Annotated in this window: 15 protein-coding genes and 1 tRNA gene; 7 read left to right on the plus strand and 9 right to left on the minus strand. The window is 62.7% G+C overall.

All coding sequences use genetic code 11. From position 1 onward, the window contains the following. Nucleotides 1-23: 23 nt before the first annotated feature. The 3 genes from phoR to ACDK93_RS06670 all read right to left on the minus strand — a co-directional run bounded on the left by phoR (nt 24) and on the right by ACDK93_RS06670 (nt 3,940). The gene (phoR, locus tag ACDK93_RS06660) at nt 24-1,295 is read right to left on the minus strand and encodes a phosphate regulon sensor histidine kinase PhoR (RefSeq protein ID WP_458071821.1); all 1,272 of its coding nucleotides are present in this window, start codon (nt 1,293-1,295) and stop codon (nt 24-26) included. Between the two features lie 127 nt (nt 1,296-1,422). Next, nucleotides 1,423-2,112: a phosphate regulon transcriptional regulator PhoB gene (gene phoB, locus ACDK93_RS06665; RefSeq protein WP_458071822.1), complete on the minus strand. Its 690-nt coding sequence runs from the start codon at nt 2,110-2,112 to the stop codon at nt 1,423-1,425. A 142-nt stretch (nt 2,113-2,254) separates the two neighbouring features. Next, nucleotides 2,255-3,940, minus strand: a complete 1,686-nt coding sequence (locus ACDK93_RS06670; RefSeq protein ID WP_458071823.1) for a M48 family metalloprotease — start codon at nt 3,938-3,940, stop codon at nt 2,255-2,257. 125 nt (nt 3,941-4,065) lie between these two features. Between ACDK93_RS06670 and grxC the strand changes: the two genes are divergently transcribed. From grxC to ACDK93_RS06685, 3 genes are all read left to right on the plus strand, one after another. Beyond that, nucleotides 4,066-4,329: a glutaredoxin 3 gene (grxC, locus tag ACDK93_RS06675; RefSeq protein WP_458071824.1), complete on the plus strand. Its 264-nt coding sequence runs from the start codon at nt 4,066-4,068 to the stop codon at nt 4,327-4,329. Next, nucleotides 4,326-4,712, plus strand: a complete 387-nt coding sequence (locus ACDK93_RS06680; protein WP_458071825.1) for a carboxymuconolactone decarboxylase family protein — start codon at nt 4,326-4,328, stop codon at nt 4,710-4,712. The genes grxC and ACDK93_RS06680 overlap by 4 nt, the downstream gene beginning before the upstream one ends. Nucleotides 4,713-4,983: 271 nt before the next feature. Beyond that, nucleotides 4,984-5,997 carry an isocitrate dehydrogenase gene (locus ACDK93_RS06685; protein ID WP_458071826.1) on the plus strand — a complete coding sequence of 338 codons (1,014 nt, stop codon included), beginning with the start codon at nt 4,984-4,986 and terminating at the stop codon, nt 5,995-5,997. A 94-nt stretch (nt 5,998-6,091) separates the two neighbouring features. On the opposite strand, the gene ACDK93_RS06690 is transcribed toward ACDK93_RS06685, so the two are convergent. From ACDK93_RS06690 to ACDK93_RS06705, 4 genes are all read right to left on the minus strand, one after another. Further along, entirely contained in the window at nt 6,092-7,048 is a 957-nt protein-coding gene (locus ACDK93_RS06690) for an aspartyl/asparaginyl beta-hydroxylase domain-containing protein (protein WP_458072367.1), read from the minus strand. Between the two features lie 473 nt (nt 7,049-7,521). Continuing rightward, the gene (locus ACDK93_RS06695; RefSeq protein ID WP_458071827.1) at nt 7,522-8,901 is read right to left on the minus strand and encodes a PhoH family protein; all 1,380 of its coding nucleotides are present in this window, start codon (nt 8,899-8,901) and stop codon (nt 7,522-7,524) included. 130 nt (nt 8,902-9,031) lie between these two features. Further along, the gene (locus ACDK93_RS06700) at nt 9,032-9,493 is read right to left on the minus strand and encodes a peroxiredoxin (RefSeq protein WP_458071828.1); all 462 of its coding nucleotides are present in this window, start codon (nt 9,491-9,493) and stop codon (nt 9,032-9,034) included. A gap of 297 nt (nt 9,494-9,790) precedes the next feature. Then, nucleotides 9,791-10,354 (minus strand): glycine cleavage system protein R, encoded by a 564-nt coding sequence (locus ACDK93_RS06705; RefSeq protein WP_458071829.1) that lies wholly within the window; start codon nt 10,352-10,354, stop codon nt 9,791-9,793. Nucleotides 10,355-10,487: 133 nt separating this feature from the next. Here ACDK93_RS06705 and dapA point away from each other — a divergent pair, with 133 nt between their 5' ends. Both dapA and ACDK93_RS06715 read left to right on the plus strand, forming a co-directional pair. Next, nucleotides 10,488-11,384: a 4-hydroxy-tetrahydrodipicolinate synthase gene (gene dapA / locus ACDK93_RS06710; protein ID WP_458071830.1), complete on the plus strand. Its 897-nt coding sequence runs from the start codon at nt 10,488-10,490 to the stop codon at nt 11,382-11,384. 34 nt (nt 11,385-11,418) lie between these two features. Further along, the gene (locus tag ACDK93_RS06715; protein ID WP_458071831.1) at nt 11,419-12,024 is read left to right on the plus strand and encodes a hypothetical protein; all 606 of its coding nucleotides are present in this window, start codon (nt 11,419-11,421) and stop codon (nt 12,022-12,024) included. 93 nt (nt 12,025-12,117) lie between these two features. Here the strand turns inward: ACDK93_RS06715 and fdxA are convergent, their stop codons facing one another. Both fdxA and ACDK93_RS06725 read right to left on the minus strand, forming a co-directional pair. Continuing rightward, nucleotides 12,118-12,441, minus strand: coding sequence for a ferredoxin FdxA (gene fdxA / locus ACDK93_RS06720; protein WP_458071832.1), 324 nt, complete (start codon nt 12,439-12,441; stop codon nt 12,118-12,120). Between the two features lie 169 nt (nt 12,442-12,610). Further along, a tRNA-Glu gene (locus ACDK93_RS06725) sits at nt 12,611-12,686 on the minus strand. A gap of 179 nt (nt 12,687-12,865) precedes the next feature. On the opposite strand from ACDK93_RS06725, the gene pcnB reads away from it, so the two are divergent. Both pcnB and folK read left to right on the plus strand, forming a co-directional pair. Beyond that, nucleotides 12,866-14,224, plus strand: a complete 1,359-nt coding sequence (pcnB, locus tag ACDK93_RS06730; protein WP_458071833.1) for a polynucleotide adenylyltransferase PcnB — start codon at nt 12,866-12,868, stop codon at nt 14,222-14,224. Further along, nucleotides 14,221-14,700, plus strand: coding sequence for a 2-amino-4-hydroxy-6-hydroxymethyldihydropteridine diphosphokinase (folK, locus tag ACDK93_RS06735; protein ID WP_458071834.1), 480 nt, complete (start codon nt 14,221-14,223; stop codon nt 14,698-14,700). Before pcnB ends, folK begins: the two co-directional genes overlap by 4 nt. Nucleotides 14,701-14,718: the final 18 nt, after the last annotated feature.

Genomic DNA, 14,718 nt, shown 5'->3' on the forward strand with positions numbered 1-14,718 from the left:
TACACATGGAGCGGTGCTGCAGTTCAGCTCTCGTCGCTACCGCCTGCGGTCAGCAGGCGTGCGTTGCTGAAGTGGCAGGAGAAGGTCGAACCGACACCTGGCGTGCTCTCGATCTGCAGCTGCGCCTGATGCAGGTTCAGCACGTGTTTGACAATCGACAGGCCAAGGCCGGTGCCACCGCTGTCGCGCGAGCGGCTCGAAGAGATGCGGTAAAAGCGCTCGGTCAGCCGGGCGAGATGCGACGCAGGAATACCGAAACCCGTATCGCTTACGGAATAGGCCGCGCCCAGCGGCGTGCGCCGCCAGCGAATGGTGATGCTGCCGCCGATCGGCGTATAGCGCACGGCGTTGCTGACCAGATTGGACAGCGCGCTGTGCAGATCCTTGGGTGAGCCGAGCAGGTCGGCTTCCGCGGTGGACTCCAGGGCGATCTGATGACGGCCCTGGCTGAGCGCTTCGGCCTCCTTGCGCACGGTCGCCAGCAGCGACGCCATCGGCACGCGCTCGTCGGCTACCTGATGCTGGGTTTCCAGTCGCGACAGGGTAAGAAGATCTTCCACGATCTGACCCATGCGCTTGGACTGCGCGCGCATCTCGCCCAGCACGGGTGCCAGCTCGGGCACGTCTTCAGGGTCGATCAGTTCGAGATAGCCGTGGATCACCGTCAGCGGCGTGCGCAGCTCGTGCGAGACGTTGGCGACGAAGTCGCGACGAATCTGTTCCAGCCGGTTGAGGTGGCTGATGTCGCGCGCCAGCAGCAGATGCTGACGGCGGCCGAACGGCAGCATGCTCACGTTGAGCTGGCTTTCCGGATGGCCCGGTGCCATCACGTCATTGATCGGCTCCAGCGCGCCATCCTGTAACCAGCCGGAAAGATCCGACGAGGCCAGCCGCTGATGCAGCAGTACGCCGCGGTCGCGTGGGCGGCGCAGGCCCAGCAGGCTCTCGGCGGCGTGATTGAACCAGCGCACCTGCTGTTGCTGATCGAGCAGCACCACCGCATCGGGAAGATGGCTGGCGGCGTTGCGCAGATCGCGCAGGCTAGAGGCAATACGTCGGGAACGTGTCATGAAACGGTCATGCTGTAGGGGGCTGGCGCCAGCGGGTGCGGGCATGATGAGCTGCGTTTGATGACGAATTCGAGTCAGCAGCAAGACGACTTCGAAAAGCGCGACAAGCGCCACGCCGGTAGCGACATGGCCGCCGGCAAGCCAGCCCAGCAGCGCGCCCACGGCCAATGCTGCCGCCAGAGCAATCGACAATGTTCGAAACGATGGTGTGGCAGGTTGTGCCATCAGGCGCTTGGCTGGAAGGCTCTGCAGCCCGGGCCGCCAGCATCGGCAAAAGCTTGCGCCACCGCAAGCCCGGCGAGCCGTGCCATGACGACCGGGCAGGGCGCGTGCGGCTCAGCCATGCATGGTCTCAGGCGCTGACGGAAAACCGGTAGCCGGTGCCGCGTACGGTCTGCACCATCTCGTCCAGCTTCCACGGCTCCAGCGTCTTGCGCAGGCGGCGGATGTGCACGTCGACCGTGCGCTCCTCCACGTAGACACTGCCGCCCCATACGTGATCAAGCAGCTGCGTGCGCGAGTACACGCGCTCCGGGTGGGTCATAAAGAAGTACAGCAGGCGATATTCGGTCGGGCCGATCGGCACCGCATCTTCGCCTGCAAACACGCGGTGCGCGGGGCCGTCGATGCGCAGGCCGCCGAGTTCGACCATGCCCGAACCGTCGTCACCCTGACTGCGACGCAGCACAGCCTTGATGCGGGCAATCAGCTCGCGCGTCGAGAAAGGTTTGACCACGTAGTCGTCGACGCCGGCTTCCAGTCCGTTGACCCGGTCCATCTCCTCACCGCGCGCGGTGAGCATGATGATCGGTATCTCGCGGCTCAGTTCTTCCTTGCGCATGCGCCGGGCCAGCTCCAGACCGCTGGTGCCGGGAAGCATCCAGTCGAGCAGGATCAGGTCGGGCACCTGCTCGGCAATGGCCAGCTGCGCCGCTCGCGCATCGGCGGCCTGCATGGCATCCATGCCCGCCTTGCGCAGTGCGAACGCGATCATCTCGCGAATCGAGACTTCATCTTCAACGATCAAAATGCGCTTGTGCACGCGGTGGTCCGCCGGAGGCTTGTGACGGGAGTATTGCAACCCATCAATGTTACGCGTCGATGACATGGGTCAGTACGTTCTAGTCCAACCGCGCGGGATTGTCACGAAGCGTGGCAGACCGGCAGATGCAGATGCCGTACCGTCAGCGCGCGCCGAAGCAAAGCCGGCCGCTGCACAGCTGATTCTGTCCCGGCTGCTGCCAGCCGTCGGGATTGTCATCGGTGCTTATCCGACGCTTGTGCAGCTCCATCACCAGCGGGGTCAGCTGGCTGATGCGCGACTGGATGCGCACCCGGGCGTAGTAGTCCAGATCGGTGCGTTTGAGCATCCGCTTCAGCTGTTCCATCGCATCGAACGGTCGGCCGGCGTAGTAGGTGGCATCGGCGAACGCCTCCCCGGCACGCACGCTGTCGCCGGCCTTTTCGCTGGCGCGCGCGTAGGCGCTGTAGATCTCCGGCTCGTCGGCGTTGTCCAGCAATGGCCGCAACAGGTCTGCTGCCTGAGTGGCCTGCGCCTTGTCGCCGTAAGCCACGAGCGCATCGGCGTAGGCCAGCGCCACCGCACGATTGCGCGGCGACTGCGTGGTCAGTTCCTGATACATCGCCAGCGCCGCACCGCGCTGGCCGGCCTGCAGGCGCGCGTCGGCCATCGCGAGTTTCAGGATCAGATTGCCGCCGTCCAACTTCAGCAGCGGCTGCAGCTGCTCGATTGCCTGAGCGCCGCGGCCGCTGCGGGTGAGCGCCAGCGCGTAACCATAGCGCGTCGCCGGCGTGTCGAAGCCATATTGATCTTTCAGATTAGAGGCGTAGTAGATCACCGCCTTGGGCGCATCGTCGGTCAGCACTCGCGTGCGCTCGCGCATGAGTGAGTAGGCGTCCAGCTGGTCGGGTGTTTTCGTGCTGGCGGTCAGCACCGAGGGGTCGCGGACGAAAGGCATCGGTGCGGTGATTTTCTCCCACTGGCTCTTGTCCATGCTGGACACGGTAGGGCGAAGTTTCTGCGCGGCCACCAGCGCGCCGGCGCGGGATTTCGCGTCGCTGATGCGCTCGGTAGTCACCGGGTGCGATTGCAAAAGCGACGGCGTCTGGATGCCGCCGGCGTCGGCGCTGGTGACGTCTTCGAGATGCTCGAAGAAGGTCGCCATCGCATTCGGATCGAAGCCGGCCCGGCCCAGAGTCTGGATGCCCACGCGATCGGCTTCGATCTCGTCGTGGCGAGTGAAGTTGATCGACTTCTGCGCGATCAGGCTTTGCCCGCCGGCCAGCACCGCGACCGGCGCGTCACCGGCGTGGCCGCCGGCGCCGGCGAGAATGGCGCCGAGCAACACCAGCGCCATCAGCGGCGCATCCTTTTTGGAATCCTCGAACGCCCGCTCCAGATGGTTTTGCGTGATGTGGCCAATTTCATGGGCCATCACGCCGGCCAGCTCGCTCTCGTTGCGGGTGATCGTAATCAGGCCGGAGTTCACGGCGATGTAGCCGCCTGGCGCGGCGAACGCGTTGATCTCGGGATCCCTCACGACGAAAAACGCGAAATGCTCTTTCGGTTTGTCGCTGCTGGCGACCAGCCGAAAGCCCAGATCGTTGATGTAGTCGTCCAGCAGCGGGTCGTCGACGACCAGATCCAGCGCGCGCATCTGATGCAGCATGGCGGCGCCGTAATCCTGCGCCTCCTGCGGCGAGATCAGTGCGTTGGCCGAACTACCCAGATCGGGCAGGCGTACGTCCTGCTGGGCGCTGGCGGCACAGGTCACGCCGGCCGCCAGCAGAGCGGTCAGCAGGCGCCGCGCCAGCGGGCGTTTAACGGGTAGTCGTGGTGCCATGGTCATTGGTAGGCGACAATACCACTCAGACCCCGCCGATTTGCAGGCGTTCATCGCCGCAAATCCTTGAGCCGGGCTACCGCTGCCCCCAAGTCACTCGCCATCGTCCATTTTTGTTCCGGAGTACCGTCATGTCCAAGATCGAGGTCTATTCCACCGCGGTGTGCCCGTACTGTGTCTCGGCCAAGAATCTGCTCAAGGCCAAGGGGCTGGAGTGGACGGAAGTGCGTATCGACACGGACCCGGCGCAGCGCGATGCCATGCTGACCCGCAGTGGTGGCCGTCGCACCGTGCCGCAGATTTTCATCAACGATCAGCATGTCGGCGGCTTCGACGATCTGGTCGCCGCCGATCGCAGCGGCAAGCTGACCCAGCTGCTGGAGCTGTCCGCATGAGCGACAGCCTTGCCGAGTTCAGCGAATTCCGCCAGCGCATGAACGACCGCATCCTCGCCGAGGACAACCAGGTCGTGCGTCGTTTTTTTGCGCTCGACACGCAGACCTACAAGGCCGGCGCGCTCGATGTCAAAACCAAGGAGATGCTGGGCCTGGTGGCATCCATGGTGCTGCGCTGCGATGACTGCATCAGCTACCACATTGCCCAGTGCAAGGAAGCCGGCGTGCAGCGCAACGAGTTTTTCGAGGTATTCAGCGTGGGTCTGGTGGTCGGCGGCTCCATCGTGATTCCGCATCTGCGCCGCGGCGTGGATCTGCTCGACAAGCTTGAGGCTGGTACCGCCAGCGACGCTGCAGGCTGTGCGGATCACGCCGCCCAGTAAGGGTTCAAAGGCCGCGTTTCGCGGCCTTTTTTTGCGCGCGTAACGCACATGGGTTGCGAAACCCACGTGCTGCCTGGCTTTCGCGTGCTGCTCGTCCTTCACCCATGCGCCTTTTCGCAACGCTGCGTGCGAGTATTTTCAGCGCCGCAGCAAGCCTGCGCACTGGCCGCATCGCGCCACATCGGCGATAATCAGCAGGTTATCAGCGCCGCCTTTGCTTCTTCCCCCGCCTGCGCGCGCTGCTCGATTCCCCGTTTCAAGGAGTTTCCCCATGAGCAAGACGATTGCTGTGATCGCCGGTGATGGCATTGGCCCGGAGATCATGACAGCTACGCTGCGCGTGCTCGATGCGCTCGACTGTGATCTGACGTACGACTTTGTCGATGCCGGCATGGTCGCCCTGGAAAAGCACGGCGACCTGCTGCCGGCCTCCACGCTGGAAATGATCGGCAAGCACAAGGTGGCGCTGAAAGGCCCGCTGACCACGCCGATCGGCGGCGGCTTTACCTCAGTCAACGTGACCCTGCGCCGGCATTTCGACCTGTACGCCAACGTGCGTCCGGCGATTAGTTTCCCGGGGACCAAGTCGCGCTACGAGAATATCGACATCATCACGGTGCGCGAAAACACCGAGGGCGCGTATCTCGCCGAAGGCCAAACGCTGTCCGAAGATGGCGAGATCGCTCAGTCGATCATCCGCAATACGCGCAAGGGCAGCACGCGCATCGTGCGTTACGCATTCGAGATGGCGGTGAAGAAAGGCCGAAAGAAGATTACCGCCGTGCACAAGGCGAACATCCTCAAGACCAGCACTGGCCTGTTCCTCAACGTGGCGCGCGAAATCGCCAAGGAATATCCGCAGATCGAGTTCAACGAGATGATCGTGGACAACACCTGCATGCAGCTGGTGATGAACCCGCATCAGTTCGACGTGATCGTGACCACGAATCTGTTCGGCGACATCCTCTCCGATCTGTGCGCGGGTCTGGTCGGCGGCCTGGGTCTGGCGCCGGGCGACAACATCGGCACCAACGCGGCGATCTTCGAAGCCGTACACGGGTCGGCGCCGGATATCGCCGGACGCGGTATCGCCAACCCCTGCGCGCTGCTGCTCGCCGCCGCCGACATGCTGGATTATCTGGATATGGTCGCCAAGGGCAATCAGCTGCGCGCGGCGATCCGCGCCGCGGTGGAAAGCGACCGCGACGAGATTACGCCGGATCTGGGTGGCAAGGGCAGCACCGACAGTTTTGCGGACGCCATCGTCAAGCGCCTCAAGGCCTGAAGTTCACGCTTCCGGTTCAGCCGTCCAAAAGAAAAAAGCCGCGGATTGCTCCGCGGCTTTTTTTTGATAAGTGGACAGTCGCTTCAGAAATTTTTCAGCGGAAGATCGGCCAGGGCGCCAGAAAGATCAGCCAGATCATCACCACGATGCCGAGGTATTTGAGGCCTTTGTAGACTTTCTTGTGGCGGCTCTTGAAGCGCGCTTTGAACGAGTTTGAGGAGTCACCCTTGCGCTTGCTCAGCGCGAACATACGGTTGATGAAGCCGGTCTTCTCGGTGTCCGTATCCGAGTTGGGCGATGCGGTGATGCTGCCCATGAAAGCGCCGACGCGATGGTTGATCGCGTTCATCCAGCGCGTGCGCAAGGGGCGCTCCACGTCGGCGAACAGAATCACCCGGGTTTGGTCGGTGCCGTTTTCCGCCCAGTGCACGTAGGTTTCGTCGAAGACGACATCCTTGCCGTCGCCCCAGGCGTGCTCGTGGCCATCAACAAAAATGCGGCACGCCGGCGAATTGGGCGTGATCAGCCCCAGGTGGTAGCGCAGCGACCCGGCGAACGGGTCGCGATGCGGATTGAGTTTGGCGCCCGGCGGCAGCAGGGCGAACATGGCCGCCTTGACGCTGGGGATCGACTTCAGCAGCGCGACCGTGTTGGGGCAGAGCGTTTCGGCCGAGGCCAGCGGCTCGCCGTACCACTTAAGATAAAAGCGCTTCCAGCCCTGCTTGAAAAAGCTGTTGAAGCTGGCGTCGTCGTTCTTCGCGGCCGCGCGGATATAGCCTTCGTCGAACAGATGCATGGCTTCATCGCGTATCACGCGCCAGTTGGCCTGCAGAAGGTCGAGCTGGGGGAAACCGCGGCGATCCAGAATCGGCCGCGCCGGCACCGCCGAGAAGGCGTACATGAGTAAGTTGTACGGCGCAAAAACCGCCGAATGGTCCACCAGCTGCCGATCAAACCGAAGCCGGACGCGTCCGCGCAGGTGCACCAGCAGCACGCACAGCGCGAAAAAGGCGAACAGAACCAGCAGGACAAGTCGGGGGGTAAAGATCATGTAGGCAGTTAGTACCGTCAAAGCCGATACCCTTCATTGTACTCGCTTGCCCCAAACAACCATGACCCCGTCTTCAGCATCGAGAAGATCCGGGAGCTCCAATTACGGGAGAGATTTCATCTTTTTCTTCATGTAACTACCGCTGATCCACATGAGCCTCGTTCCCGATATAACCAAGCCAAGACCAAAAATCAGGCATAGCAAGTCGATGAGCAGGGGTAAGTACATAGCCATGGTGAAAGTCCATTTTTGGTTTTTGGATCAATAAATTGCAGCAATTTTGTGCGAGCGGGCAAAGCGCGTGTAGTAGTCGATTAATTTGAAGGGATAGGGAACGAAAACTTGGGCTCGCCGTGATTCGCTCTCCCCGTTCCCCGTTCCCCGTTCCCCGTTCCCCGTTTACTCGCGGCTTTGCCGCTCGCCCTTCGGGCCGCGCCTTCGGCGCTCGCGCTGCGCGCGTCCCGTTCCCCGCCTTAAAGCGCCTCCGCCGCAAAGTCCGCCAGCCGCGAGCGCTCGCCGCGCCGCAGGGTGATATGCGCCGAATGCTCCCACTGCTTGAAACGGTCCACCGCGTAGGTGAGGCCGGAGGTGGTTTCGGTGAGGTAGGGCGTGTCGATTTGCTCGACGTTGCCCAGGCAGACGATCTTGGTGCCGGGGCCGGCACGGGTGATCAGGGTTTTCATCTGCTTGGGCGTGAGGTTCTGCGCCTCGTCGATGATCAGGTAGCGGCTGAGGAAAGTGCGCCCGCGCATGAAGTTGAGCGAACGGATCTTGATGCGCGAGGCGAGCAGGTCGTTGGTCGCCTGGCGCCCCCAGCTGCCCCCGTCTTCGGGGTTGGCAAGCACTTCGAGGTTGTCGGTGAGCGCGCCCATCCACGGCGTCATCTTTTCTTCCTCGGTGCCGGGCAGGAACCCGATGTCTTCGCCGACGGACACCGTCGCGCGGGTCATGATGATCTCGCGGTAACGCTGCTGATCCATCACCTGCGCCAGACCCGCGGCCAGCGCCAGCAGGGTCTTGCCGGTGCCGGCGTTGCCCAGCAGGGTGACGAAATCGATGTCCGGATCCATCAGCGCGTTGAGGGCGAAGTTCTGCTCTCGGTTGCGCGCGCCGATGCCCCACACGTGATGGTTGGCGTGCGAGTGATCGTCCAGCAGCACCAGCGTGGCGTTGACATCGTCCAGATGCAGTACGCGCAGTTCGACCTCGTTTTCGCCTGGCAGAAACAGGCACTGGTTGGGATGCCATTCTTCGTCGTCATGGCGATCGACCTTGTAGAAGGTGCGGCCGCGCTCGGTCCAGGATTTGACTTCGGGGTGCAGGTTCCAGAAGTCTTCCGGCAGTTCCGCCGCGCCGGTATACAGCAGCGAAAAATCGTCCAGCGCGCGATCGTTTTCGTAGTCTTCGGCGACCACGCCCTCGATGCTGGCCTTGATCCGAAGATTGATGTCCTTGGTGACGAGGATGACGTCACGATCGGCGTGCTGATCGCGCAGCTCCATTACCGAGGCAAGAATCTGGTTGTCGGCCTTGCCGCGATTGGCGCTGAGGCGCTGCTCGAAATAAAGCCTGCCCACCGCGTTGTCGCGCTTGAGGTTGATCCCCTGCGGATTGGAGAGTTCAAGGCCCTCGTTGAGGTTGTGGCCCTTGCCGCGCTCGATCAGCTCGTTGAGAAATCGGCTGACCTGCCGGCCGTTGCGGGACACCTCCGAGGCGCCTTTCTTTTTTTCGTCCAGTTCCTCCAGCACGGTCATCGGGATAAAGACGTCGTGCTCCGCGAAGCGGAACAGCGAGGTCGGGTCATGCAGCAGGACGTTGGTGTCGAGAGCGTAGATTCGCGTGCTTCCGGTCATGCGGAAGAGTCCTCGCTGGTGGGTGGGTGGCACAGTAACGGTGGCGGGTTCGCCGTCGTCGGATACTCGCGGCGCACGGCGCGGCGACGCCGGACGGCCGTGACTTTGAAAATGTAAGCGTGAGCGAAGTTCACTTCGACGGAATGGCGTCGAGCACGGCCTGGGTGTGTCGGGGCACTTTCACGCCGCGCCACTCCTTGCTGAGCTTGCCATCGGGGTCGATCAAAAAGGTGCTGCGCACGACGCCCAGGTGGCGCTTGCCGTAAAGCACTTTTTCGTGGATGACATCGAACGCCTGGCACCAGGCCTCATCAACGTCGGAAATCAGCGGAAACGGCAGCTCCTGCTTCGCGCTGAAGTTGGCGTGCGACTTCAGCGAGTCGCGCGATACGCCGATGACTTCGGCATGACGCTTGCGAAATTCGGGGTACAGGTCGCGAAAATCCTGCGCTTCAGTGGTGCAGCCGGGGGTGCTGTCCTTGGGATAGAAATACACGACCACCCACTGGCCTTTGAGGCTGGCCAGCTTCAGCTCGCTGCCGTCGCTGACCTGGCCTTTCAGTGGGGGAAGTTTCTTGCCGAGCTCGGGCATGGTTACTCCGGCACGGTGAAGCCTCACCGTGATTGATGCTTTTGCGGGAAAGGGAATCGGAACAGGGGATGGCGAACACGCGAACGGCAAGAGGGTGCGGCCTAGCAGCAGCGATCTGCAGTGACGGTGTTACCCGCGCGGCGACTGGTGGGCCGTTGGCTGACCGCATGAATCGAAGAGCTGACTGCAATGCACGTCCCTCTGAAGTCCCGCCGCTAGACTAGCGCGTGCGCGACTGGCTATAACAGTCCTTGTCAGCCGGCCGTTATCGCGCGATGCTCAACGGCCGGGCGAGTTTCAGAATTTCACCGGATCCATGATCGCGTCGAGGTTCATCCCGTCGCACAGTTCGAGGAAATCGTCGCGCAGCGCGGCAATGTGGATTTCCGACGGCACGCCAATGGTGAACTGGGCCTGGAACATCTCGGCGCCGGTCTGCATGGCCTGATAGCGCGTGGAGTTCAGCTGTTCGACGCTGATGCCGTGCTGGGTGAAAAATTCCACGATGCGCACCACGATGCCGGGCCGGTCCGCCGCCACTACCTCCACCAGATACGGCAGCAGATGCGAGCTGTTTTCGCGCGGCCCGGTACGGTACTGCACCAGCCGCAGGCTCTCGTCGCGCGCCAGCTTGGTCAGTGCGGTTTCGAGTTTGGCCAGCGCATCCCACGCGCCGCTGGCAAGCAGCATCAGCGACACCTCGGTACCGATGCTGGAAACCCGTGACTCGGTAAGGTTGCAGCCGGCGTCGGCGATGCGCTTGGCCAGCGCCAGCAGCGGCGACTTGGTCGACGGAGTAAGCGCATGGATGAGCAGCTGGTTGTCGCTGCTGGCATGTGCGGAAGCGGAAGAGGGTTTCAAAAAATCCACCTGATGACGGTATTTGCAGCAAGCCGCGTGGTGCGGAATCAAGACATTACTCTATCGGGTTTACTTGCCGGCCTTGTGAAGCCGCAAGTAACATGCGCGTTCTGCCCAGGAGCGGAATCGATTCTTGAACATTCGCGGAAGCATTTGCGCGCTGGTTACCCCTTTCACGGCAGACGGCGCGCTCGACCTGCCGGCTTTCGGTCGGCTGATCGATTTTCAGCTGGCTGGCGGCACGCAGGCGCTGGTGGTGGCCGGGTCGACCGGCGAAGCGCATATGCTGGAGCACGATGAGTTCGATCGCCTGCTGGCTTATGCGGTAGAGCACGTGGCCGGGCGGGTGCCGGTGATCGCCGGTACCGGCGAGGCGGGTACGGCCAAAACCATCGCGTTGACCCGCCGTGCCAAGGTTCTCGGCGTCGACGCCGCGCTGGTTGTGGTGCCGTATTACGTTCGCCCGACCCAGGAAGGCCTGCGCCGACACTACCTCGATGTGGCCGACCACGGCGAGCTGCCGGTGCTGATGTACAACGTGCCCGGCCGTACCGGTAGCGACCTGCTGCCTGAGACCGTGGCCAGCCTGCGCGATCATCCGGCCATCATCGGCATCAAGGAGGCGCGCGGCGATCGCGAGCGCATTGATGCCCTTGCGGAACTTGTGAGTCCGGATTTCGTCTATCTCTCCGGCGACGATGCATCGGCCGGCACCGCCATGCTGGCGGGAGCGGGCGGTACAATATCGGTGGTGGTCAATCTGGTGCCGCAGGCTTTCAGGGCACTGTGCGATGCGGCGCTCGCGGGAGACACGGCGCAAACGGCGCGCTGTCACGCCGCGCTGAGTCCGCTGGTGCAGGCGCTGGACTGTGCGCCGAACCCGATTGCGGTGAAGGCCGGATTGCCGGTTTTGGGGCTGGGCTTGGCCGTGCCAAGGTTACCTCTGGTTGAATTGAACGACGGTCCGGATCGCGCCCGATTGCACCAAGCGCTGTCCAGTCTGGCATCCTTGGCGACTGCCGCTGCTTGACGGCTGTCTGAACTTTCTCACGGAATCCGATTACATGAAGAAAACACCACTCCTCGTGGCCCTGCCGCTTCTGGCCCTCAGTGGTCTGCTGCTCTCCGGCTGCGGCATGTTCCGCTCGCACAAGGCGTGGGACACCGCTCAGCAGGAGGCGCCGCTGGAGATTCCGCCGCAGCTCGATCGCCCCACGACCACGGCGGCACTGGTAATTCCGCCGCCGGGCGCCAACCAGCCCACGTCGAACGGTGCCACGGCCAGCGTCAACGGAAGTTCGTCCGGCGCGATTACCGACGGCTTTGTGATGGCCAGCAACGTCGATGATGCGTACAAGGCAGTCGGAGCCGAGCTCGCCGGCGGAAGTCTTGGCCAGGTGACGGCGCACGATGATGCCGCGCGCACGTACACCGTGAGCGTGCCCAACGCTGTGATCCAGCAGAAAAAGAAGGGTTTCTTCGGCATGTTCAAGAAGAGCGCGCCTGTTTCGGCCGATGCGGCCGGTTCGACGACGCATCCGGTGCAGATCATGATCGACAGCAGCGGCACGGAAGCCAGCGAGGTGCGTGCGCAGGGCGATGCGCCGGCCGTGATCAAAGTGGTCGATGCGCTGCGGACCAAGCTGGGCAAGAAGAAGAAAGACAAGTAAGCCGACGCCAGCCCTGCATCATCATGGTGCAGGGTGGGCATCAAAAAAGCCGCCCTTTCGAGGCGGCTTTTTTGTTTGCGATGTGCGGAGAAGTCAGCGCTTGAGGAGGTCGAGCTTGCCGGGTTTGTTTTCCCAATCCTTGGCATCAGCGGGGGCGTCCTTGCGCTCGGTGATCACCGGCCAGCCCTTGGCGAGCTCGGCGTTCAGCGCAACAAACGACTCCTGGCCGGCCGGTACGTCGTCTTCCGGGTAGATCGCATTGATCGGGCATTCCGGCTCGCACAGCGTGCAGTCGATGCACTCGTCCGGATCGATCACGAGAAAATTGGGGCCTTCATGAAAAGCATCGACCGGGCACACTTCAACGCAGTCGGTGTATTTGCACTTGATGCAGTTGTCGATGACTACAAACGTCATGAGGCAATTCAGCTATAGATATGGTGGTCGAAAGGCTCTAACGAAGAGTGCGGCCATGGATGGCCGATTCTGGACTAACCAAGGCAGAGAGCAGCGTGTCACCGGAACCCTCTCCAGACAGCAGCAATCATGGAGGATTGCAAAAACACATGGAAGATTGCAAAAACAATGGTGCTCCCTACGAGACTCGAACTCGTGTTCCCGCCTTGAGAGGGCAGTGTCCTAGGCCACTAGACGAAGGGAGCGTTATGCTGTGAGGCGCGCTAGTATAACGGAATTGTTTCGCCCGGCAATGCTGGATATACAAAGGTATTTGGCAACGCCGGCCGCATCGACTTCATCGATTCACACGCATGGTTATCGATAGAGTCGCGCATCCAACTTTGAACCCACGGGCCAATCGTCCTGCAAGGATTCCTACAGCTTGAACCTCGAACCAGGGACTGACACCGACTTCACGCCGACGCTGCGGATCATTCCGCGCGACCAGCACATCATCTCCCGCAAGAACATCAGCAAGGCTGCTCTGCGCGTGCTCTATCGCCTGAACGAAGCGGGCTACACCGCGTATCTGGTCGGTGGTGCCGTGCGCGACCTGCTGCTGGGGCTGCATCCGAAGGACTTCGATGTCGCCACCAGCGCCACGCCGGATGAGGTCAAGCGGCTGTTTCGCAACTGCCGGCTGATCGGCCGGCGCTTTCGTCTGGCACACGTAGTGTTCGGGCCGGAGATCATCGAGGTGGCGACGTTTCGCGGGCTGGGTGAAGAAGGGGGCGAAGGCGACCGGCACATCGTCGACGGGCGCATCGTGCGCGACAACATCTGGGGCACGATCGAAGAAGATGCGATTCGCCGCGACTTCCGCGTCAACGCGATGTACTACGACATCAGCGATTTCTCGGTGCGCGACTACGTCAACGGCAGCAAAGATCTCGACGACCGTGTGCTGCGCCTGATCGGTGATCCGGTCACGCGCTACCGCGAAGATCCGGTGCGCATGCTGCGCGCCGCGCGACTGGCAGCCAAGCTCGACATGCAGATCGACGCGGCGGCGATGGCGCCTTTCGAGACGTTGGGCCCGCTACTGGCCGAGGCGGCGCCAGCCCGACTGTTCGACGAATCGCTGAAGATGTTTCTCGGCGGCCAGGGGCTGAAAAGCTTCCGCATGCTGGAAAAGTGCGGCCTGCTGAAGTTTCTGTTCCCGGCCACCGCGCGTGCTCTCAAGCGCGGCGATCAGGCGCTGCGTTCGCTGGTCGAGCAGGGCCTGACCAATACCGATACGCGCATCGCCGAAGGCAAGTCGGTCACGCCGGCTTTCCTGTTTGCGGTGCTGCTGTGGGGTGAGGTGCGTGATCTGGCGCACCAGTGGATCGGCCAGGGCATGGACGGCAACGAAGCCTGGGCACGTGCGGCGGCGCAGGTGGTGGCCGAGCAGTGCCAGCGCGTGGCGATCCCGCGCCGTTTCACTTTTACGATGGAAGAGATCTGGTCGCTGCAGCCGCGCTTCGAGCAGATCCAGCGCAAGCGCGTGTTCCGCCTGATGACCCATCCGCGCTTTCGCGCCGCGTTCGACTTTTTGCTGCTTCGCGCCGACGAGTCGCCGGCGATGCGCGAGCTCGGGCAGTGGTGGGCACACGCGCAGCTGCTGCCGCAGGACGTGCTGTCGGCCGCGCTGCCGGCCGGCGGCGGCAATTATCCCAGCGACAGTGTGGTGGCGAGCTCAGGCAAACCCCGCCCTCGTCGCCGCCGTCGCAAGCCAGGCGACAAATCGGGCTCGGCGTGACGCTGGCTTACGTCGCGCTGGGCAGCAATCTCGGTGATTCGCGGCAGCAGGTTGTCGCTGCGATGGACGCGCTCGATGGCTTGCCTGTTACCCGTGTGCTGCGCCGTTCGCCGCTTTATCTGACCGCGCCCTGGGGTGTGCTCGAACAGCCGCCGTTTATCAACGCCGTCGTCGCTTTGTATACCGAGCTGCTGCCGGAGCCCTTGCTCGACGCGCTGCTGCAGATCGAGAGCAACGCCGGTCGCGTGCGCGCCAAGCGCAACGGTCCGCGCACGCTGGATCTGGATCTGCTGCACATGGACGGCGTGACTCGGCACGATGAGCAGCTGATCCTGCCGCACCCGCGCATCGCCGAACGCGCCTTTGTGCTGCTGCCGCTGTTCGATATCGCGCCCACGCTGGAGATTCCAGGCCAGGGAACGGTGCGCGCGCTGCTGGAACAGCTCGATGCCTCCGGCTGCGAGCGTCTGGGCTGAAAGTTTTCAAGCTTGAGC

The organism is Rhodanobacter sp. BL-MT-08 (genome assembly GCF_054161255.1).